Below are 19979 nucleotides of genomic sequence, written 5' to 3' on the forward strand. Positions count from 1 at the left end.
TCAACCTCTTCTCAATCGATTAAAATAATAGAACTAGTTAAGCTATTTAACCTTCTATATTTTTTTAATCATGGTAATCATATCATAAGGCTGTATCTTAAAGCTTTGAGTTACAGTTTGCTCTAGGCCATCTACTTGAATATATCCTTGATCCTTTAAATAAGACATATCCTTTGCAAACTCAGTCATATTTGATAAACGTAAAACTAAATGGTCTTTGAGCGTATAAGCAGGATATAGAGCTGATACCTCAACATCAGGAATAATTGTTAACCATGTTTCATCCGTACCTAACTGTGAATCCCCAGTTGGATTTTCAATATCCCACAACTTATTGTCTAAGCGATTTACGAATAAATTATATTGCTGCATTTGATAGCTAACCGAAGGTGAATACCAATGATTCATTTCTTGAGAAAGTTTATCTTCTGATAATTCTTCATCGCACGGCGCATATAACCCAAATTCAAATTCATTTATGCCAATTTCCTGCGCCATCGGAGTCGGCATCATCACATGCCCAACAGAAGTCGTATCCCCTGATGCTCTACCCGGGCGCCATAATAAATCTGGTTTACCAAGTTCTCCAGTTGTTGCCATTAAAGTTATATAGAGAGCATCATCGACTCGCTCATACTCTTTTTGACCTTTACCCAAAAAGTACAAACCATTTTCGGCATCTTTTAAGCCAACATAACGATCAAAAATATAGATATTTACTGGCTTTTCAACAAATTCATCATTCCAATTATCAGCAATAGGAATATTCTTAGTTTTAGTAAAACCACCTTGAATTTGGGCATGAACAAATTCAGTATTAATTCCCGTTTTAAGCCTAAGTCGCAGCCGATGTGAAAAAGCCTGGTTATCAATCTTTAACTTTGCTGCGACAATTTTAGCTGTTGAGCTTAAACTTAAAACTAGTTTATATTTAATCACAGCCATATCTTTATCCGACTGTTTTACCCTATCAGCTAAAGTAGCTGGAATTTGCCATTCACCTGATAAGACCAATTGCTCAATATCTGCTGAACTAGTCTTTTTAAGCTTACCATTCCATGGCAACCGCATTTCACTATCATCGATTAAAGGAGAAAAGTCATATGTATCACCATCATTGGCTTGATCATAGATACTTATAATATCTGTAAATACTTGATTTTTATTTATTAACTTGAATTTTCCATCTTTAAAAATAAGCTTAACGTTGTCGTTAGAAATCGAGTCTCCCTGCACTTGCTCTAGTGCTGGCATTGACGATTCACTATCTTCAAAATGAATCACCCGATAGCCTAATCCTGCCATCGTTATTGACAAACTGACTTTTAGCTTAAAGTAACCTGGTTCATCCTTAAATTCATAACCATTTGGCGTTAGTTGCATTATATGCGGACGAGGCGGAACCTCTTCTTTAGCTACTATAACCGCATCATATTCTTTAGGAAAACAAACATTCTCACTAGAACTTATTATTTCAACTATCTTACGACCATTAAATTCATAAGGATCAGTATTAAAGACCATTACATCATGATCTGATAAGGCCAAACTTTGAGCTATTCGTTTCTTAATATAATTTTCAACACCATCTGCAATTTCGAACGCTTGCTTAAATCGATGATTAATATCTTCTGCCACATTGTCTGTAACACTCCCACCCAACGTATCATGTGGTTGCACATTAAATAATAACTTCCATAGTTTAATCACTATTCCGTTAGATATGGGCACTTTAGCAAACTTCGCAATTACCATTAATGGTTCTAACCGACGAGTAATTATTTGTTCAAGTTTAAAATTATTGCGCTTGTTTCTTGACCTAACTGATGAAATAGTGCGATGAACTCTTGAGTAGGTTGGATATCTTAATTCACCCTGATATTCCGGTAAATCTTTTTGATGTAATTTAGCCATAAATTCTGGATAAGTACTAATAACTAGCTCATTTTTAGAATACTTATTAACCTCAGTTATGGTTTCAGAAATGTTATGAATAATATTCATTTGATCAATCCCTGAAGGTACCAAGACTTCAGCATTATGACCATTTAGAGCTTCAAATTCAATCCCTTGGTCTAATCTGTTTTTTACAAAATCCTGTAAATTATTCTTAGACTCTAAGTCTATTTGACCCGTATAATATCCCAAAGGAAAATTCGCTGCAAAAACAGCTTTGCCACCTAATGCTTTCCACTTAAAGTAAACTGAGTTAGCCTGTCTCTTAAAATTGGTACCGCGCCAAGATAAAAAGTCATGAATCCCGACTTGATTCAAAATCATTGGTAAATTCGCATTAAAACCAAAAGTATCAGGCAAATATCCTAACATCATTGGTTCACCAAAGTTTTCCTTCGCATCTAATATCCCAATTATTAAGTTTCTTACTAACGATTCCGCATTTGGTATTAGTGCATCAGTCTGCGTATACCATGGTCCAATAAACAGCTGCTTACGCTCTACTAAGTTATGAATTCTACTCTTAGCTTCCGGATGAATTTCAACATAATCGTCAATAATCGACATTTGACCGTCTAAAGTAAAATTAGCTTCTGGATGTTCCTCCAATTCATCAAGCACTTGCGTAAACAATTGGTCACTCAGCACTTGTGCATCTTGGGTAGTGAAATACCATTCTCTATCCCAATGGGTATGATTTACAAAATAAGCTTTAACCATAATTTCTCCTATACTTCAAAATAAATTGTTACAAACTTTGCATGTTCTATTTGTGGAATTTCTACAATATTCGCTTTAATCGTCAAATCCTTAATCTTGTTTCCTTTCAAGTTAACTAGTTGAACCAATTTAGGATGCTTAGCAAATATCATGCGATCAGTTACAACATGAAACAGTGGATTATATAATCTGACAATATATCCTGCGCCCTGTTGACTCTTTTCAATCGTACTAATAGTCAAATTTCCATCGGTTTTAAATAAACTAAATTCCTGTTCATATGAACGAGAAACTGGATTAAACGGAAAAGTTAGCCTACCATTTAAAAATTCCGCATACTCGTAAACTAGCAACGGAGTTTCGAACTCTTTTACAATATTTGCTAAATCAGTCTGATCATATTCTGTTTGTTCAAGAATTAAGGCAAAATCAAATGATAGTTTTTTATTTAATTGGGCTGCAGGAGTTGGTACCGTTTCATCGCCCGAAGCACGCCCTGGGCGATATAATAAGTCTCTCTTCCCAAGCATTCCATACGTTCTAAAAATAGTTAATCTAATAACTCGATTATCAATACCAACACATTCATATTCTCTAACACCATTTGATACAACCCCCATACACCGGGTCTTTTGTGACAAAGCAACAAAACTTTGCATAGTGTTGATGGAAATAGGTCTTTCCTGCCAATTATCTGGTGACTTGCTCCATTCAGCCAATTCACGCTCTTTAACCAAGGGGCGTTTGATACTACCAAATTGAATATCAGCAATACTAACTTTAGTCATGATTTGACTATCAAAGTTCACACATAAGCGATGACTTTTTGCCCATCTATTATCAATATCGATTTTAAAATTAATAATTTTAGACGACTGGTTTAAACTAACTTCTAATTTGACAGGCATACTAACATCAGTTATCTTTTTAGCTCGTTTTTGTAAATTACTTGGAACTTTAAAGTCAAAGCAAATAATTATTTTACTTCTTAATTTGTTGGAATAAGTCCTAATTCGATTTTCTTGTTCAGTTGAATAAATAACCAGATCATCCTCAGGCGGTGAATAGTTGTAGGAATCACCATCATCACCATTTTCTTCTATAATCGCTTGATTTCGATAATTATAGTTATTTAATTTATCTAAAATATCCAAACTACCGTCTTGATTAGCCTTAATCTTATAAAAGTCATTCTCAATTACACTATCTTTTTTAGGTTTATTAAGCCCTAAAATACTATCTTCCAATGGCAATAGATAGCACTGCCTATAACCAAAAGCGGGAATATTAGTTAAATAAAGATCTATATTAATTTCATATACTTTTTTGGGATAATAAATCTCCCTTCCAGGATCTAGCTGAATTGTTGAACCTAAAATCAACTCCGTTACATCTTTAATAGAATTAACTTCATATGATATTTCACTACCATCATTAGCTTGTAGTTTAAAATTCCTACTTGGTGAGTACAGTGTCTTGTTAACAACATCATTTCTTACAAAGGGCAAAGTATTAAATACCGTCAGAGTAATGGGATTATCATTGTTGCTAATCTTAGTTGCAATTTGGCGCAGCGTAATATCAACTAACCCTGTTGCGATATCAGCTACTTGTTTATATCGCAATTTAATATCTTCATTGACAGCATCAGAAACACAATTTCCCATTGAATCGTGGGCAGCATTCTCGAACATTTTCTTCCAAATATCCTGTACAGCAGCTCTCGGATATTCCAAATCAAAGTAGTCTCCCATTACAAGCAGCGGTTCCATGATATTACTTAAATAATATTGCAACTTAGTATTATATTTTTTTATATCTGCCCTAGAAGAATATATCGATTTATGAACCCGCATATCTCGACCACAATCTTGCTCTCCGCTTAAAACGACTAGATTAGGATCATCAGCTTTAACAGCGTTAATATAATCCATTATTGTAGAAATTTTAAACTGATACTTACTGTTGCTTTTATTAAGCTTATCAACAAAGCTAGGTAAATCGAAGCGAATTGGCGCCATATCTGAGCCATTAGGTAACAATAAATTATTAGTTGTTGCCTGCTCAGGTATTATTTTAAATGGTTCTCGCTCCATAATCTCTTTCAACTTGGTCTCATCGATTACTCCTCCTACAAAATAGCCAGCTGCCATCCGGTAAACATTGATCTTAGAACCATCTTCACCTTGCCAAATAAACTCTGATTTTTTGACATTATCAGTTGAAAAGCCACGATAAAGGACTGCATCAGTTATACCTAAATCTTGATATATTTGCGGCATACTAGACTCTTGACCAAAGGAGTCTGGCACATACGCTACATTCAGATATCCACCTAATCGCTCACTTTTCTGCATACCAATGAGCAAATTATTTACTATACTTTCACCTGAAACCAAATATTGGTCAGTTTGGGTATACCATGGACCAATGTTCAACTTATTTGTCTGAACCAGTTTTTTAACTCGATCCATGTCTTGCGGACGCCAATGCAAATAATCAACTATTAAAGAGGCTTGTCCATCTAATAAAAAACATTTGTAATCCTCGTTATTTTCCAGTAAATTAATCACATCTTTTAAGTCTTTTAGTAAATACACTTTCGCCTTAGCAGCAGAAAAGAACCACTCTCTATCCCAATGTGTATGGGGAACAATGTAGACTTGCTTAACCAATTTTTTGCTCCTTATAAAAAGGCTATAGTTTAAAATCTTGATCAACTTCAAAACTATAGTCTTCACTCACTTGTTATTGAATATTCAATTGAATATCATCTTCATTAACATTTTCTTCGCCTGTTGCATCTTTATCAGTAAAATCTGCAATTAGTGGAGCAACTACTGCGATAAATAAAGCACAAACAAGGATTCCAGCAATATAAGCAAAAACATTATCAGCTGTTAAGATTCCTGGTAAGCCGCCAAGTGGTGGTACGTGTGAACCTACACCCAAAAAGGCAGCCGTAGCAGAACCTAAAGCACCACCTATCACATTAACTATAATCAGTTGCGGTGCCTTCATCATAAATGGAATCGCACCTTCCGTAATACCAAAAGTCCCCATAATCAAGTTATTGTGACCCATTTCCAATAATTCAGCCGAAAAACGTTTTTTAGGCCACATAAAACTCATAATTGCGTAGCCCATTGGAATAGCACAAATAGCAATATTGGTATACAGACATGGTTTATATATTCCCTCAATCATAAAGAAGTTTCCTACACCCCATGCTGCCTTGTTAACTGGACCACCAAGATCAACACCAATCATGCCACCCATAATAGCAGCAAGCAAAATTGCATTGGTTTTTTGATTAATCATGTACTTAACCCAAGCAGTTAATCCAGAATTAATCCACGCTAACGGTGGTGTTAAAATTACTCCAACAAACACCGCGACAGCACCCACAGTCAATAATGGCATAACGATTAATTCAATTGCGGAATTCCATTTTTCAGGTACTTTAATCTTTTTACACCAACGTGTTACATATCCTGCAATGAGCCCAGCAGCAATTGCACCTAGAAATCCCAAGTTATTATTGGTCGCTAATTGTCCACCAATGAAGCCAGCCCCAAGCGCTGCTTTATCACCCAGTGCATAAGCAATGTAACCACCTATTACTAGGTTTACTAAACCTATTCCAATCCAACCAACTGAATTAATTTGGTACAGCATATGGAAGAAACCTGTGCTTTTAGCAAATTTTGACAAGTCACCATAACCAAAACACATTCCAATCAACTGCGGTATCCCAACAATCAAGGCACCACCTATTACTGTTGGAATCATATACGAGATTCCACTCATAATAGCGCCTTCCCATTCCTTCAAAATTCGTTTCAATTTCTAATCCTCCTTTTTAATTGCTGTAGCACATTTTTTTAAGACAGCTTTTGGTGCCTGAATACATGTATTAATGTCAACCCGAATTACAGGTTTACCTTCAAAGCGTTCCATACTAGTAATTTTTTGGTCAGAAGCAATTAAGACAAAATCTGCTTTATCTGCTTCTGTCTGGGTGATCGTATTAACTGGTCCCATCATTCCTTGTTGTTCAATCTTTACATTCCAATCAAGCTCTTTACCTGCTTTTTCTAAGGCTTTAGCAGCCATTGGTGTATGTGCTAAGCCTGCTGGACAAGCTGAAACTCCGACTACATTCATAATTTTTATTCTCCAATCTTTTGATTAATAAAATCTGCTATTTTTGTTTTAGAAGTTAATGTCCGCAGTTTTACTTTAAAATCTTCCTCAAGCAAAGCTGTTGATAAATTTGCTAACATCTTTAGGTGAGTATTACCCGCATTTTCTGGCGGAACCATTAAGGCAAAAACATCTGTTACTGGCTTATGATCATATGTTGGCCAATCAAGTGGATTTTTTAATCTGAAATATAAGAAACCAGTTTTTTTAATTACCACAGATTTAGCATGTGGTATTGCAAAACCATCTTCTAGTCCAGTCGAAAATTCCTGCTCTCTTTCTAAAAAACTATTATTCAGTTCCTTAGGATCCATGGTAAATCCCGCATTAACTGCAGCTTCAGCAGCATAAGTTAAAAAAGCAGTAACACTTGCTACATTTACTTCTAAAAAAATATCATCCGCGGAAAAATTCATTAATTATTCACTCCTAGTTTTTGAAATCGATTACATTATTAATCATAATACCCGTTAAAGACTTTGTAATTAGGTAATATTTCCAATTAAGTTGGAAAATACATATTTTAAAATATGCTGTAAGTTACCAAGGCTCTATAAGCTAAATCGCTTTTTCATCCTTTAAACTTTATTTACAGATGAACAACAAAAAAGGCCTCAACTATCAATTAAGATAATTGAGACCTTCTTAGCCTAAATAATTTAAACAATTATTACTTTGCTTTATTCAGCGCGTCTTTCACCGCATCCTTTAAGCCGCGACTAGTGCTAGACGCTCCAGAAACAGCATCAACGTCAACTGTGTTCTCTTTAACCATTGCAGTTGGCAGCTCTTTAACAGCCTTCAAGCCGTAATCGTCAGATTCAGCTTGCTTTAAAACTTCTACTTGTTCGATATCCTTGCCATTAGGTGTAGTTACTCTGACAACTAGCTCATCACCCATACCCTGCTTAGACTTACCAATATATTGATTTGCCCCAGTAGCATATTGCTCTTCTTTAAGATCAGAGGTTAAATCTGCATTGGCAGATGCAGCCGGTTTTTCACTGACAATCGCTGCCTTAGTTTCAGCTGCCATTTCACCAGCAATTTTACCAAAAATCAAACATTCAGCTAAATTACCACCGCCTTGGTACTGATTAGCACAAATTCCGCCAAGTTCACCAGCAGAATACAAATGAGGGATCGGTTCACCTTTAGTGTCCAAAACTTCAGCTTTAGGATTACGTCTTGGTCCACCTTGCGTGTTCAAAACAGTTTGTGCCAACCGGACAGCATACACATTCTCCCCAGCGAATTGACGTAAAGTCTTCGGATCACGGTGATATTCTGCATCATTTTGGGTTTCAGCTGCCTGATTAAAGCGACTTAAAGTAGTTTCAAGAACTGCTGAATCTACACCAATCTTAGTTGCTAAATCTGAAATTGAATCTGCTTTAACTACATTTTCAGTAAATGGCTTGTATTGTCCAATAATCTCATCAGCCATCAATTCTTGATATTTAGTTTCATCAAAAATCAAGTATGGGTGCTCTTGATTTAGTGGAACTTTCCATTGACCATGGTTCTTAATATGACCGTGGCGATTTTCTTCAGCTTCATTGAAGTATCTAGTACCGTCATCACCAACTACAAATGAACTACCGTGTGCAACAGCCTGGTTCTGCTCGCCAATCATCAAGCGGCCCCGCTGTCCATCTGCAACATAAAATGACATTCCGTGCAATAAGCCTAATGATTCAAAGTTAGCCATATGCCAAAAATCAGCACCAACTTCTTGGGCCATTGTAACCCCAGCACCTTGATTATAAAGGGTGCCTAATGGCGCTAACTTTTTAGCTCCTAAAAAGTCTTCTACCATTTCCTGATTATTTTCAAAACCACCAGTTGCCATGACCACACCATTCTTGGCCTTGATATTAAGCAAATTATGATCGCGTTCAATTACGACACCCAAAATAGCTTTAGTTTCAGGGTCTTGGATTAATTCTCGCGCTGGCGTGTTATAAAATACGTCAATTTGATCTTGGCGCTTAACCACTTGATCCTTTAGGTTTTGCCACAAAGCTGCATCAAATAAACCTTGGTGCACTGTAGTAAAATCGTAGTCCTCTGAGCCAGCATATTCTGGATATTCTTGATAGGCACTCTTCATTTGCGGTAAATATTCTTTAACACTACATGGCTCAACATCTAAGTATTTTTCAATATATTGCGGCATCTCAACCATGCCGTTGACCATAGTAGCAATCATATCTTCATCAAGATTCATTGGTGCCGTTAAATTCTGATAATATTGCTTTGACTTAGCAAAATCAGTTCCAGTTCCAATTAATTGAGCTGAATAACGAGTATTACCGCCTTCGTGTCCTTCAGGAGCTGAGTCAACCAACATTACTTTTGTACCTTTATCAGCTGCAAAGCGTGCTGCTGTCGCACCTGCACCACCAAAGCCTAAAACAATTACATCATAACTGGCTGCCCAGTTAATATCTTTAGTATAATTCATTATTTTTCTCCGCTAAAAACTACTTTAAATTAACAAGTTAATTTTATCACTTTTAATAAAATATGAAAGTGCTTTTTAAAAAACGCTACCATTAATTAAAAGCTTGTTTCAATAAATATTACTACACTCTTTACTCATATCTTTATTAAAGATTATATTGCCTATCTTATATTTGAATTATCAGTGTATTTCATTATTAAAAATGTCATACTCTTATTTATTCTTAGAAAAAAAGCTTCTATATTGACTTGGATTAATTTTTGTACGCTTTTTAAAATTTCTGCTAAAAGAAGTTGTGCTTTTGTATCCAAGCTCTTCACTAATATCATGAATGGATTTATTAGTAAGCGACAATAATTTTTTCCCCATTTCAATTTTTGTTTCGCCTAACTTATCAGAGAAACTTTGTGAAAAAATCTCTCTAAACATTTTTGAAAAGTAATTTGGCTGATAATTAAAATGCTTTGCAATAGTTACTAAATTGACTGTTTTAATATGCATTACCATATATTTCAAAATTGCACCACCTTTCATTTCTTTTGACGTATAACGAATATTTTTGGTTCGGGGAAAATGAGAATCCGAAGCAGAATTGCTTTTTGTCCGAACACGTAATAGTTCTGTAAGTAAAGCAATTACTAAAATTTGTATTTCATAGTGAAGATAACGATCTACACTATTACTCTGCTCTAAAGTTGCTATTTGGTCACAATAACCGTGACAATACTGCAAATGCCGAAAGATAAGAAAAGTGCTGCCTTCATTATCATGCTGCAAAAAATCAGAAATCAGTGAGTTATCACCAGCAATAAAAATCGGTCTGGCCATTAGTAAATCAATTTCTTCAAAAAAAGTTCTAATTACTACTTCAATCTGTCTATCGGGAGAAGCCAAAGAAATAGATTTAAAGGAAGACAGTAAAATAAGGTCCCCTGTATGTAATACAATTGCTTTTTCATCGACATTTAAAATACAACCAGTCAAGCATTCAATTATGTAAATTTTACTAGCATTTTTATGTTTTGTTTGTTCTAATCTAAGCGGCAAAGTAATCAGCATTTTAGTTTTAAAAATTTTCATCATAGTTATCATTATCACATGGAAATAATGATAAGTAGCAACAATGTTTAACTATTTTATTGATAATTATTAACCTTTAAACTTATAAAAAGAACTTCGGGATGAGTAATTTTCTCGTTTTAGCTCCATCTGTATTATCTCTTAATCAAAAAATGACAGCGATTAATTAAAGCATTATCATAATTAAGATTTAAATCACAAACTTTAATCATGATTATGGAAATTGTTGATAACTTTAGGAGAACATAAATGGAAAAAATAATGAATACTGATGTTTTAGTTGCAGGCGCGGGTGGTACTGGTTTAGCTGCTGCTTATGCTGCAGCACAACAAGGATCAAGTGTAATTATCATAGAAAAACAAGATAAAATTGGTGGTAACACTAAAATCTCAAGTGGCTTTTTTGCAATCGACTCACAAGAACAAAGAGATGCTGGATTAAAATTAACAACTAAAGAAGCTATTGCTCAACTAGCTGAATACAACCATTTCTTATCAAATGGTGCTTTACTTGCCAAAATCGTAAATACTTCTGCTGACACTTTGGCTTGGATTGAAAAAATGGGTATGGAAATTAAATTAAATCCAACTTCAAAGACAACTCAATTCGCTCATCGCAATGATAATTATCGTGGTGGATCTTATCATATGTATCAAAACAAAGAAAAAAGTTATCAAAAGATTGAAGAAACTTTGAAAAACATTGGAGTTAAATTTGTTTTCAATACATCAATGAAAGATTTGCTGCTAGAAAATAATCAGATTACAGGAATTAAGGCAGAAAAAGACAGTCAAGAGCTCATTATAAAGGCAAAGTCAGTAGTTGTTGCTACAGGCGGTTACGGTGGCGATTTTAATAAAGTATCTAAAACAATGCATACGAATAAATTAAGAAAGCTTGGCGTACCCAATAATGGTGAAGGCATAGACGCAATGGTTAAAGCTGGAGGTGTCGACATAGACAGTCATGCCTTAATCCATGCTTCACAATTAGCCAAATCGACAGTTACTCAAAATAGCTCAACTAAACATTTAGCGGGATTCTCATCTAATCCGTTAACACAGCTACTACTAACACCACAATTATGGGTAAATAAAAAAGGTGTTCGTTTTGCTAATGAAGATGTAGTCTATGACACAGTTGAATGGGCTAATGCAGCTTGGTCACAAGGTGGAATCTATTTCTTCATTGTTGATCAAAATACATTAGATACTTTTACTAAAAACAAAAATCTAGAAGAGGTTTCACAAGCTGGTCCAGGTGCAACCACAGATAGTGGTGACTTTACACAACTAGCCAATGACGCCGTTGCTGGCAAAACAGCCTTTACTGGTCAAACATTGGATGAACTTGCAGAAAATGCTGGCCTTAATAAAGAAGCATTTAAAGATTCAGTCACTAAATATAATCTGGCTATTGAAAATAAAAATGATCAAGAATTTTCTAAATCAGCTAAATCTTTACTTTATTCAATTAAAAAGGGACCATTCTATGCCTTTATTGCTCAAGCAACATATCTTGGTACCGTTGGCGGTGTACGTGTAGATGAAGACTTGGCTGTTTTGGACAAAGAATTAAAACCTATTCCTGGTCTTTATACTGGTGGAGCCAATGCAGGTGGTTACTATGAAGGCCATAGTTATCCAGCCTTTGAAGGTCTAGCCTCAGGTTTTACTTGGACCTCTGGGCGAATAGCAGGTACAAATGCTGCCATTTATGCTAATAAAATAGGTAAGACAAATGAATAGTAATAAAGCCTACATTTCCAAAACCCGTCTTGGTATCTTAGCCGTTAGCTGCATGGGAATGGCAGCATTAGCAATAACACCATCATATGCGGCGATAGCCAAATATTTTAGTTTGGATAATACTAGTGTTCAAATGCTAACCTCTTTACCGAATTTATTCATGATGCTTGCTGGACTGATCGTTGGAAAACTCACTGCTGGCAAGCTTAACCTTAAAACTTTAACTTTGACATCAATAATTTTAGTGGTAATTGGTGGTTTAATTCCACTAATTTATCATGAGAATTTTATGGTTCTTTTACTTAGTTCTTGCCTAGTCGGTCTAGGACAAGGTGCTTGTACTAATTTATCACAAGTACTAATCTCACAAATGCTACCCATAAGTGAGCAAGAATCCACTATGGGCTTAACCACTACATTTACTAATATTGGCGGAATTATTTTTATTATGGGTGGCGGTCAGTTAGCCGCAAAGATTGGCTGGATAAACAATTATTGGATTTACTTATTCTCATTCTTTATTTTACTAACTGCTATTTTGCTAATTCCTTTACATCCACAAGTTGAGCAAGATACTTCTACTAAAGTAAGTTCTAAAATAAAAATAAATAAATATATCTTTTATTGCGCTGCATGGGGATTTTTACTTATGTTATTGAACAATGTACTAAATAACAACATTTCTTTGTTCATAGTTCAAGAAAAACTGGGAGCAACATCTCAAGCAGCAATGACATCAACAGTTTCTTTAATTGGTGGTATGCTATGCGGTTTAATCGTAGGAAAAATTGGAAGTAAGTTCAAATATTCTTCAATTGCTCTTGCTTTTCTTCTATATGGTATTTCTTATTTAGTAGTGGGACTTGGTCATTCATTATTTTTAGCATTTCTAGGCAGCTTCTTTGTTGGAGCAGCTATGAGTGTAGGTATGGGACAGTTTCCTTACTTAATTTCAATCTCTGTTGATAAGAATAGTGTGTCTATGTCTTTAGGAATTTATACTGCAATATATTCAATTGGTGGTATCGTCAGCCCTTTTATAATTAATCCATTAGTAGCATTAGTTAAAAATATTGGACTTAATGTGTTTTCTGTCAGTGGCTTAGTAGCTCTTGCAATTGCTGTTGTTTGTTTTTTATCAAAATTCCAGAAAAATTTAGTAACAGCATCTAATACTCAAAAATAAAGAAATTAAATTATCCAAAAAATTCTGTTATCTATAAATACTTTCGTAGTATTTAATTAACAGAATTTTTTCTTTGAAACATTTTTCCACTAACTTCATGAATTATCATTGATACATCCCTCAAGATTATCCAATTAAAAAAGCCATCTCGGCTTAATACCGAAATGACTTTCTATTAGACCAGCTTAGTCGTCTAATTTTTCTTTATTAGTTACCTTCAATTGATCATCAAAAGTATAAACAACTGGTTCACCAGTCTTCATTTCTAAGTTCATGATATCTTCATCAGAAATATTTTCAATGTACTTAGTTAAAGCACGCAATGAATTACCATGAGCAGCAATAATGACATTCTTACCAGCTAATAAATCTGGAGCAATCTTGTCTTCCCAGAATGGCATTACTCGACCCAAGCAGACCTTTAGGTTTTCAGTCCGTGGAATAATGTTCGGGTCAAGATCGGCATAACGACGGTCATGTACTTGACTGTACTCTGAATCATCAGCCAATTTTGGTGGTAAAACATCGTATGAACGACGCCAAATATGAACCTTTTCATCACCATACTTGTCAGCAGTTGCCTTTTTGTTTAAACCTTGCAGACCACCGTAATGACGTTCATTAAGACGCCATGACTTGGTTTCTGGTACCCAAAGTTGTCCACTTTCTGCTAGAGCATAATGTAAAGTCTTAATTGCCCGAGTCAAAACAGAAGTATAGGCTTGGTCAAATTCCAAGCCATGCTTCTTGAGCAACTTACCTGCATTTTTGGCTTCTTCAACACCCTTTTCTGAAAGGTCGACATCAACCCAACCAGTAAATTTATTTTCAAGGTTCCATTCACTTTGTCCGTGACGAATCAAAACTAATTTCGACATGAAATATCTCCTTTTGCAAATTAAATGTTTCACTTACTATTTTACACATTTACATTTTATTTTCATAGGGTTAACCATTAAAAATCGTTTTTAAAATTTTGCTTTTACGATACAATAGACATAATTAGATTTCATAAAAGAAAAGAGCAAAATTAATCATCATGAAATTCAAAAAGTTATTCTTAAGTCTTGGGCTAGCCACGGCTCTACTTGCTGGTGGTTGTGCTAAACAAGAAAAGCAAAGTCAACCAGTTTTAAATAAAACACAAGTTATTAAAAAAGCACAAAAGTCATTTAAGAGTGGTGAAGCTACCCAAACGGTAATTTTGGGAACCGATACTGATAAACAAAAGGTTAGTACCAAAGCTACTTTTGGTGGAAATCCAACTGTTTTTCATATTAATTATCAAACAACTAGTAAAGGCAAAACCCAAACTTCTGAAGAATGGGCCGACCATTCAAACCATTTATACATTAATGGACAAAGTTCTTGGTATAAAGCTAAGCTCGACCAAGTTACTGGTCACACCTATGCAGATCTGCTTGATAGTATCATGCACAATGAAATGCTAATTGATCCACCAGCTAAGCTGACTGATGCTTACAAGATGAAGCGTAAAGGCAACACCTACATACTAACAGCTAATCTCAAAGATAAAAAGATCATGCAACAAGCTGTTGATCCAGTCTTTATCACTGATACGCAGAGTCCAAAACAACAAAAAGTTTATCGTCAGTTAGAAAAGGCTGGTAAATTTCAAAGTATGACTGTCAAGTTAGTGGTCAAGAACCAAAAGATGACTTCATTTAGTTACCATGTCAATCTTAAAGTTGGCAAATTAATGAAATTTACAGTTAGCCAAAGCTATAATAATATGGGTAGCCAAGACTTCCTTAAAATTCCAACTAATGCACTTAATGGCAAGCCGTTACCAAAAGCAAAGCCTAAAAAGAAATAGATTATTCTAAATAATGTCCTCTATTTTAATAGCTATCCTACAACTTTCACTAAAGCTGTAGGATAGCTTTTTTGATATTTCATTACTAACCAAATTGATAAAACTGCTTGCGTACCTGATTACCCCCAATATTTACCCTAATCATGATATACTTTTAGTAAATTAAAAATACGAAGGAGTTCCTCATGAAATTTAAAAAGTTAATTATTGCTGCACTAGCAACCTTAGGTTTAACTAGCATTGCTTTAACAAGCAGCCAACCAGTTGCTGCTGCACTGTCCAAGAATAAAGTTATCAAGATTGCCAAAAAAGATTTAAGTAAAGTTACTAGCGCAAAAGCTAATATTAATCTAAAACTTAAATACAATAAAAACACCGCCAATTTTCAGACCACTGGAATTTTTGGTGGCAACCCAATGGTAATCCACTTGATTAGTTCAAGTAACAGCCAAGCCGATAATGGCAAGACCACCAACAATAATGTTAACCAATGGATTGATAGTGCGCAAAATCAGAGCTATACACTTCAGGACAATGCTTGGGAACCAAAAGCTTTAACCCAAACTGAACAGCAACAATTTGCTCAAATCAAAAATATTCCCAAAAAGTTAGGCTCGAATGCAAACTTTACTAAGCAATTAACTAAACAGGCTAAAGTGAAACACACTGGTAGTACTTATACCCTTACTGCCAATATTACCAACCAAAAGATAGCCAAACAATTAATTACTAGCTTTGCTAAAGGGCTTAACTTAAATGATAAACAACTAGCCAAATCTCTCAAAGTCCAAAAAGTTAATGTTAAAATGATCATCAAGCAACAAAAACTGACTAGTTGTCAATTACAGGCTAAAGCAACCTACAATAAGTCATTAGCACTCAACTTAAAGGCCGATTTAACCAAACTCGGTGCTTACAATCAGTTAACAATTCCCAGCAATATAATTAATGCAGGTAACAATTAGCTAATCTATTATCAAGATGATTTTTTTAATAATATGGAGGGATTAATTATGAAATTAGGAATTATCGGTAGTGGCAATATTGTCCACGACTTTTTGACTACCGCTGGTCAAATTGACAACCTAGAATTAGCAGCTATTTCGACTACTAAGCGTAGTGAACAAATTGGACATGATTTAGCAAAGCAGTACGGTATCAAGCAAGTTTATACAGACAATACCCGCCTAGTTAATGATCCAAATGTTGACACCGTTTATGTAGCAGTGCCTAACTCCTTGCACTATGAGGTAGTCAAGCAAGCAATTGAGGCAGATAAAAATGTAATCTGCGAAAAGCCTTATACCGAAACAACTGTTGAAGCCAAAGAATTAAAACAAATCGCTGATGAACACGATGTGATTATTGTCGAAGCCATCACTAATATTCATTTAGAGAATTACAAGGCCATTAAAAAGCTAATCCCTAAAATTGCTCCCATTCACATTATTTCACTTAACTATACTCAATATTCTAGTCGCTACGATAATTTCTTAGTAGGTAAGATTGCCCCCGTTTTCGATCCAGCTAAAGGCGGTGGAACTCTAACCGACCTAAATATTTATAATATTCATTTAGCTGTCGGTCTTTTTGGCAAACCTAGCCACGTACAATATTATCCCGTTATGCAAAGAGGAATTGACACCTCGGGAATTTTGAACCTAACTTATCCAGATAAACAGGCTGTTTTAATCGCAAGTAAAGATAGTTATACTACTCCACGCTCATTTATCGAAGGAGAAAAAGGTTCTATTTACTTTGACGGTTCCACAGGTGTACTTGATAGCTTTACCGTCGAGCTTAGAAAAGGTGAAACAAAGAGAGTAAAGCTTAATCAGTATGATCATCGAATGGCCAGCGAATTCAATGACTTTGTCACCATTATTGATAATCATGATACTGAAACTGCCAATCAACTTTACGATCACAGTATTGCTGTGATGGATGTCTTAGCAGCCGCTAAAGCATCAGTCCAATAATTTTATTCTTAATTAGATAAAAACAGGTTATTGAGCAAGTATTGCCCAATAACCTGTTTTGCTTTCTTCAATTATCTGTTACTTGCTACTTTCGGCACGTGACTTATATTCACCTTCAGCAGTATTAATAATCAAGTTCTCGCCTTCCTTAACAAAGTCAGGAACTTGTACTACTAATCCGGTTTCCATAGTAGCTGGCTTACCAGAGCCAGTAACCGTTGCTCCCTTAATGCCAGGCTCAGTTTGCGTAACCTTCATTTCCACTGTTGATGGTAATTCAACCCCCAGTAACTTGCTATCATTAGCAAATTCCAATTGTACTTCAATATTAGGAATCAAATAAAGTTTATCATCACCAAGTTGTTCACTAGATACTTCATATTGCTCATAGGTTTCTGTATCCATGAAGGTATACACGTCACCTTCATTATAAAGGTATTGTGCCTTCTTTTTGGTAATATCGACTAAATCAACCTTTTCACTTGGGCGCATCGTCTTGTGGACTACTGCGCCACTTTCGATGTTACGTAAGTCCATTTGCATAACAGTATTACCCTTGCCAGGCTTATGGTGATTGGCCTTTAGCACCCGAATCAGCTTACCATCCTGATTAAAAACCATACCTTTTTTTAAATTAATTGCTTGTACCATTGCTTTTGTCTCCTCATAATTTTAATGAAATAATATTTTACCTGTTTAAAAACACGCTGGAGGCAAAGCAAATTTTTTAATTAATAATAAATAAATCGTATTCATACCAATAATTATAACAAATTAAAAGTGTCTGAGGTAGATTTGATCGATTAAATGACCCGTAGTTTTATGCAAAATTAGTGTCGCCCGTTGCTTAGTCGGTGCAATATATTCTCGCAAGTTAACCAAATTAACCATTTGCCATGTCTCTTGTGCCAGTTGTAAAGCATCTTGACGCGGACCATTGGCCATTTGGTAATAAAAGTTATGCGGATTATGCTTATTCATTTCCAAAACTCGGTCAAACCGCTGCATAAACCATTGCTCAATTAATTCTTCAGGCGCATCAATATAAATTGAAAAATCAAAAAAGTCACTAGTAACGATTTGCCCATTAGTTGGTAATTGCAAAGTATTAATTCCTTCAATAATCAGGATATCGGGCTGACGAACATGACCATATTGCCCAGGTACAATATCACTAAGTTCTTGAGAATAAATCGGATAACCAATATCAGCTTTACCACTTAAAACATCTTGCAAAAAGTTATTGAGCAGCTGCATATCATAGCTTTCTGGAAACCCTTTGCGCTCAAATAGATTACGCCGCTTCAATTCTTGATTAGAATAGATAAAGCCATCGGTAGTCATTAAGTGAACTTTTAATTCCGGATAAGTCCGACTTAGCAATAACTGCACCAGTCTTGCCGTAGTCGACTTACCAACAGCTACTGATCCTGAAATACCGATGATAAATGGTGCTGGCTTGAGCTTTTTCTGCAAGAAATCACATTGTTTTTGTTGTAAAGAGCGTTTTTCTTCATAAGCCAAATGCAGATACTTAACCAAACTACCATAAATCTGACGGACATCGTTTAAGTCCACCACATCACCCAGTGACTTAATTTTGGCCAACTCATCTGCCGTAATCTTAACCTGATCAGCAGACGAAAAAGAGGCCCACTGATCCCGATCAAATTGTAAATAATTCTTCATCTATAATTGCCCTTCAATTCTATTTCTTTTATTATAAGGTAAATAAGAATAATAAAACAGAAAGGATATCTAAAATGGCAGAGATTATTTTATTCGGTGATTCAATTTTTAATGGTTATCGAGCTGGACACGATACCGATTTAGTCACTAACAATTTACAGACTAAATTAGGGGCAAGCTTCGCAATTAAAAATGTTTCTCTTAGCGGCGCAACCACTGCAGATGGGCTTAAGCGAGTTAATTTAATTGACTCAGCAGCAGATATTGTCGTAGTCGAATTTGGTACCAATGACATGGCAACTTGGGGCATCCCTAGCAACCAATATACCGACAATTTAACAAAAATAGTTACCCAAATTGGCCCTAATAAAGTAATTATAGTCGGGCCATTATCCCAAGATCCATATAATAAAGACATCATGCAATGCTACGACGAACAGAAATCAGCACATTATCAACAAATTGCCCAAATCATTGCGAACAAATATCATATCCCTTTTATTAATATGCACGATGCGTTCAGCCAATTAAGTAATATCTCAACTTATTTCCAAGAAGATGGTCTACATTTAAGTGACCAGGGTAATGAACTATTAACTAGCTTGGTTACAACCGCAGTCAAAGAAAAAGCCGCTAAATAAGCGACTTTTTTTACTTATAAATCATAATACATCATAATGTGCTTCACGCCAGCTTCTGTAAATACTTCACCTTGTGCTTGATAGCCTAAATAATCATAAAACGGCTTAGCTTGCATTTGCGCATGACAATATAAACGATTAACACCCTTATTTTGCAGGTATTCATGAACTTGACTTAACATCTTGGTTCCCAAATGTTGTCCGCGTGCTTTTTGAGCAACAGCAACCCGTCCTAACATCCACTTGCCATCTTCTTTAAACAAGCGACATACTGCTTGGGCAGCACTCTCATCATCATTTAACAAATAAACTTGAATCGCTATTAAGTCATCATCGTCAAGCTCAGGATCCGTAATTTTTTGTTCTGTCACAAATGTATCAATCCGTAATTTAGCAACACAGAACATTTCCCGTCCGGTCATTTCAGCTATCCGTTTAAACTTAAATTGCTCTTTACCTGTCATTTTTC

Annotated in this window: 17 protein-coding genes; 6 read left to right on the plus strand and 11 right to left on the minus strand. The window is 35.3% G+C overall.

What is annotated here, in order from left to right:
- Nucleotides 1–54: 54 nt before the first annotated feature.
- The 7 genes from OZX59_RS05290 to OZX59_RS05320 all read right to left on the minus strand — a co-directional run bounded on the left by OZX59_RS05290 (nucleotide 55) and on the right by OZX59_RS05320 (nucleotide 10432).
- Nucleotides 55–2676: a glycoside hydrolase family 38 C-terminal domain-containing protein gene (locus OZX59_RS05290; protein ID WP_277124969.1), complete on the minus strand. Its 2622-nt coding sequence runs from the start codon at nucleotides 2674–2676 to the stop codon at nucleotides 55–57.
- 8 nt (nucleotides 2677–2684) lie between these two features.
- Nucleotides 2685–5351: a glycoside hydrolase family 38 C-terminal domain-containing protein gene (locus tag OZX59_RS05295; RefSeq protein WP_277124971.1), complete on the minus strand. Its 2667-nt coding sequence runs from the start codon at nucleotides 5349–5351 to the stop codon at nucleotides 2685–2687.
- Between the two features lie 73 nt (nucleotides 5352–5424).
- Nucleotides 5425–6522, minus strand: coding sequence for a PTS fructose transporter subunit IIC (locus OZX59_RS05300; RefSeq protein ID WP_277124973.1), 1098 nt, complete (start codon nucleotides 6520–6522; stop codon nucleotides 5425–5427).
- Nucleotides 6523–6525: 3 nt separating this feature from the next.
- Nucleotides 6526–6843, minus strand: coding sequence for a PTS fructose transporter subunit IIB (locus OZX59_RS05305; RefSeq protein WP_277124975.1), 318 nt, complete (start codon nucleotides 6841–6843; stop codon nucleotides 6526–6528).
- Between the two features lie 5 nt (nucleotides 6844–6848).
- Entirely contained in the window at nucleotides 6849–7298 is a 450-nt protein-coding gene (locus OZX59_RS05310; protein WP_277124977.1) for a fructose PTS transporter subunit IIA, read from the minus strand.
- 254 nt (nucleotides 7299–7552) lie between these two features.
- A complete protein-coding gene (locus OZX59_RS05315) occupies nucleotides 7553–9349 on the minus strand; it encodes an FAD-dependent oxidoreductase (RefSeq protein ID WP_277124979.1) in 1797 nt (598 codons plus the stop codon).
- A gap of 213 nt (nucleotides 9350–9562) precedes the next feature.
- The gene (locus OZX59_RS05320; protein ID WP_277124980.1) at nucleotides 9563–10432 is read right to left on the minus strand and encodes a helix-turn-helix transcriptional regulator; all 870 of its coding nucleotides are present in this window, start codon (nucleotides 10430–10432) and stop codon (nucleotides 9563–9565) included.
- Nucleotides 10433–10678: 246 nt separating this feature from the next.
- On the opposite strand from OZX59_RS05320, the gene OZX59_RS05325 reads away from it, so the two are divergent.
- Nucleotides 10679–12178, plus strand: a complete 1500-nt coding sequence (locus OZX59_RS05325) for an FAD-dependent oxidoreductase (protein ID WP_277124982.1) — start codon at nucleotides 10679–10681, stop codon at nucleotides 12176–12178.
- Nucleotides 12171–13364, plus strand: a complete 1194-nt coding sequence (locus tag OZX59_RS05330; protein WP_277124984.1) for an MFS transporter — start codon at nucleotides 12171–12173, stop codon at nucleotides 13362–13364. Before OZX59_RS05325 ends, OZX59_RS05330 begins: the two co-directional genes overlap by 8 nt.
- Nucleotides 13365–13549: 185 nt before the next feature.
- On the opposite strand, the gene OZX59_RS05335 is transcribed toward OZX59_RS05330, so the two are convergent.
- Nucleotides 13550–14242 (minus strand): 2,3-diphosphoglycerate-dependent phosphoglycerate mutase, encoded by a 693-nt coding sequence (locus OZX59_RS05335; protein WP_277124986.1) that lies wholly within the window; start codon nucleotides 14240–14242, stop codon nucleotides 13550–13552.
- A 161-nt stretch (nucleotides 14243–14403) separates the two neighbouring features.
- Here OZX59_RS05335 and OZX59_RS05340 point away from each other — a divergent pair, with 161 nt between their 5' ends.
- From OZX59_RS05340 to OZX59_RS05350, 3 genes are all read left to right on the plus strand, one after another.
- The gene (locus OZX59_RS05340) at nucleotides 14404–15201 is read left to right on the plus strand and encodes a DUF6612 family protein (RefSeq protein WP_277124988.1); all 798 of its coding nucleotides are present in this window, start codon (nucleotides 14404–14406) and stop codon (nucleotides 15199–15201) included.
- Between the two features lie 185 nt (nucleotides 15202–15386).
- Nucleotides 15387–16166 (plus strand): hypothetical protein, encoded by a 780-nt coding sequence (locus OZX59_RS05345; RefSeq protein WP_277124990.1) that lies wholly within the window; start codon nucleotides 15387–15389, stop codon nucleotides 16164–16166.
- A gap of 48 nt (nucleotides 16167–16214) precedes the next feature.
- Nucleotides 16215–17180, plus strand: coding sequence for a Gfo/Idh/MocA family oxidoreductase (locus OZX59_RS05350; protein WP_277124992.1), 966 nt, complete (start codon nucleotides 16215–16217; stop codon nucleotides 17178–17180).
- 78 nt (nucleotides 17181–17258) lie between these two features.
- Here OZX59_RS05350 and efp read toward each other — a convergent pair whose 3' ends face one another.
- Nucleotides 17259–17831: an elongation factor P gene (gene efp, locus OZX59_RS05355; RefSeq protein WP_277124994.1), complete on the minus strand. Its 573-nt coding sequence runs from the start codon at nucleotides 17829–17831 to the stop codon at nucleotides 17259–17261.
- Between the two features lie 123 nt (nucleotides 17832–17954).
- Nucleotides 17955–18869 (minus strand): type I pantothenate kinase, encoded by a 915-nt coding sequence (gene coaA / locus OZX59_RS05360; RefSeq protein WP_277124997.1) that lies wholly within the window; start codon nucleotides 18867–18869, stop codon nucleotides 17955–17957.
- 74 nt (nucleotides 18870–18943) lie between these two features.
- Between coaA and OZX59_RS05365 the strand changes: the two genes are divergently transcribed.
- On the plus strand, nucleotides 18944–19510 hold the full coding sequence (locus OZX59_RS05365; RefSeq protein ID WP_277124999.1) for an SGNH/GDSL hydrolase family protein: 567 nt from the start codon (nucleotides 18944–18946) through the stop codon (nucleotides 19508–19510).
- A 14-nt stretch (nucleotides 19511–19524) separates the two neighbouring features.
- Here the strand turns inward: OZX59_RS05365 and OZX59_RS05370 are convergent, their stop codons facing one another.
- Nucleotides 19525–19974: a GNAT family N-acetyltransferase gene (locus OZX59_RS05370; RefSeq protein WP_277125001.1), complete on the minus strand. Its 450-nt coding sequence runs from the start codon at nucleotides 19972–19974 to the stop codon at nucleotides 19525–19527.
- Nucleotides 19975–19979: the final 5 nt, after the last annotated feature.

Origin of the sequence: Lactobacillus sp. ESL0681 (assembly GCF_029392835.1) — a bacterium.
Taxonomy (GTDB): domain Bacteria; phylum Bacillota; class Bacilli; order Lactobacillales; family Lactobacillaceae; genus Lactobacillus.

What these genes read in the sequence shown, in the direction of transcription:
- OZX59_RS05325 (WP_277124982.1), top strand. Translation starts at nt 10,679, where the DNA reads ATGGAAAAAATAATGAATACTGATGTTTTAGTTGCAGGCGCGGGTGGT.
- OZX59_RS05315 (WP_277124979.1), bottom strand. Translation starts at nt 9,349, where the DNA reads ATGAATTATACTAAAGATATTAACTGGGCAGCCAGTTATGATGTAATT.
- OZX59_RS05340 (WP_277124988.1), top strand. Translation starts at nt 14,404, where the DNA reads ATGAAATTCAAAAAGTTATTCTTAAGTCTTGGGCTAGCCACGGCTCTA.
- OZX59_RS05305 (WP_277124975.1), bottom strand. Translation starts at nt 6,843, where the DNA reads ATGAATGTAGTCGGAGTTTCAGCTTGTCCAGCAGGCTTAGCACATACA.
- OZX59_RS05335 (WP_277124986.1), bottom strand. Translation starts at nt 14,242, where the DNA reads ATGTCGAAATTAGTTTTGATTCGTCACGGACAAAGTGAATGGAACCTT.
- OZX59_RS05350 (WP_277124992.1), top strand. Translation starts at nt 16,215, where the DNA reads ATGAAATTAGGAATTATCGGTAGTGGCAATATTGTCCACGACTTTTTG.
- OZX59_RS05290 (WP_277124969.1), bottom strand. Translation starts at nt 2,676, where the DNA reads ATGGTTAAAGCTTATTTTGTAAATCATACCCATTGGGATAGAGAATGG.
- OZX59_RS05320 (WP_277124980.1), bottom strand. Translation starts at nt 10,432, where the DNA reads ATGATGAAAATTTTTAAAACTAAAATGCTGATTACTTTGCCGCTTAGA.
- coaA (WP_277124997.1), bottom strand. Translation starts at nt 18,869, where the DNA reads ATGAAGAATTATTTACAATTTGATCGGGATCAGTGGGCCTCTTTTTCG.
- OZX59_RS05330 (WP_277124984.1), top strand. Translation starts at nt 12,171, where the DNA reads ATGAATAGTAATAAAGCCTACATTTCCAAAACCCGTCTTGGTATCTTA.
- OZX59_RS05310 (WP_277124977.1), bottom strand. Translation starts at nt 7,298, where the DNA reads ATGAATTTTTCCGCGGATGATATTTTTTTAGAAGTAAATGTAGCAAGT.
- OZX59_RS05365 (WP_277124999.1), top strand. Translation starts at nt 18,944, where the DNA reads ATGGCAGAGATTATTTTATTCGGTGATTCAATTTTTAATGGTTATCGA.
- OZX59_RS05370 (WP_277125001.1), bottom strand. Translation starts at nt 19,974, where the DNA reads ATGACAGGTAAAGAGCAATTTAAGTTTAAACGGATAGCTGAAATGACC.
- efp (WP_277124994.1), bottom strand. Translation starts at nt 17,831, where the DNA reads ATGGTACAAGCAATTAATTTAAAAAAAGGTATGGTTTTTAATCAGGAT.
- OZX59_RS05345 (WP_277124990.1), top strand. Translation starts at nt 15,387, where the DNA reads ATGAAATTTAAAAAGTTAATTATTGCTGCACTAGCAACCTTAGGTTTA.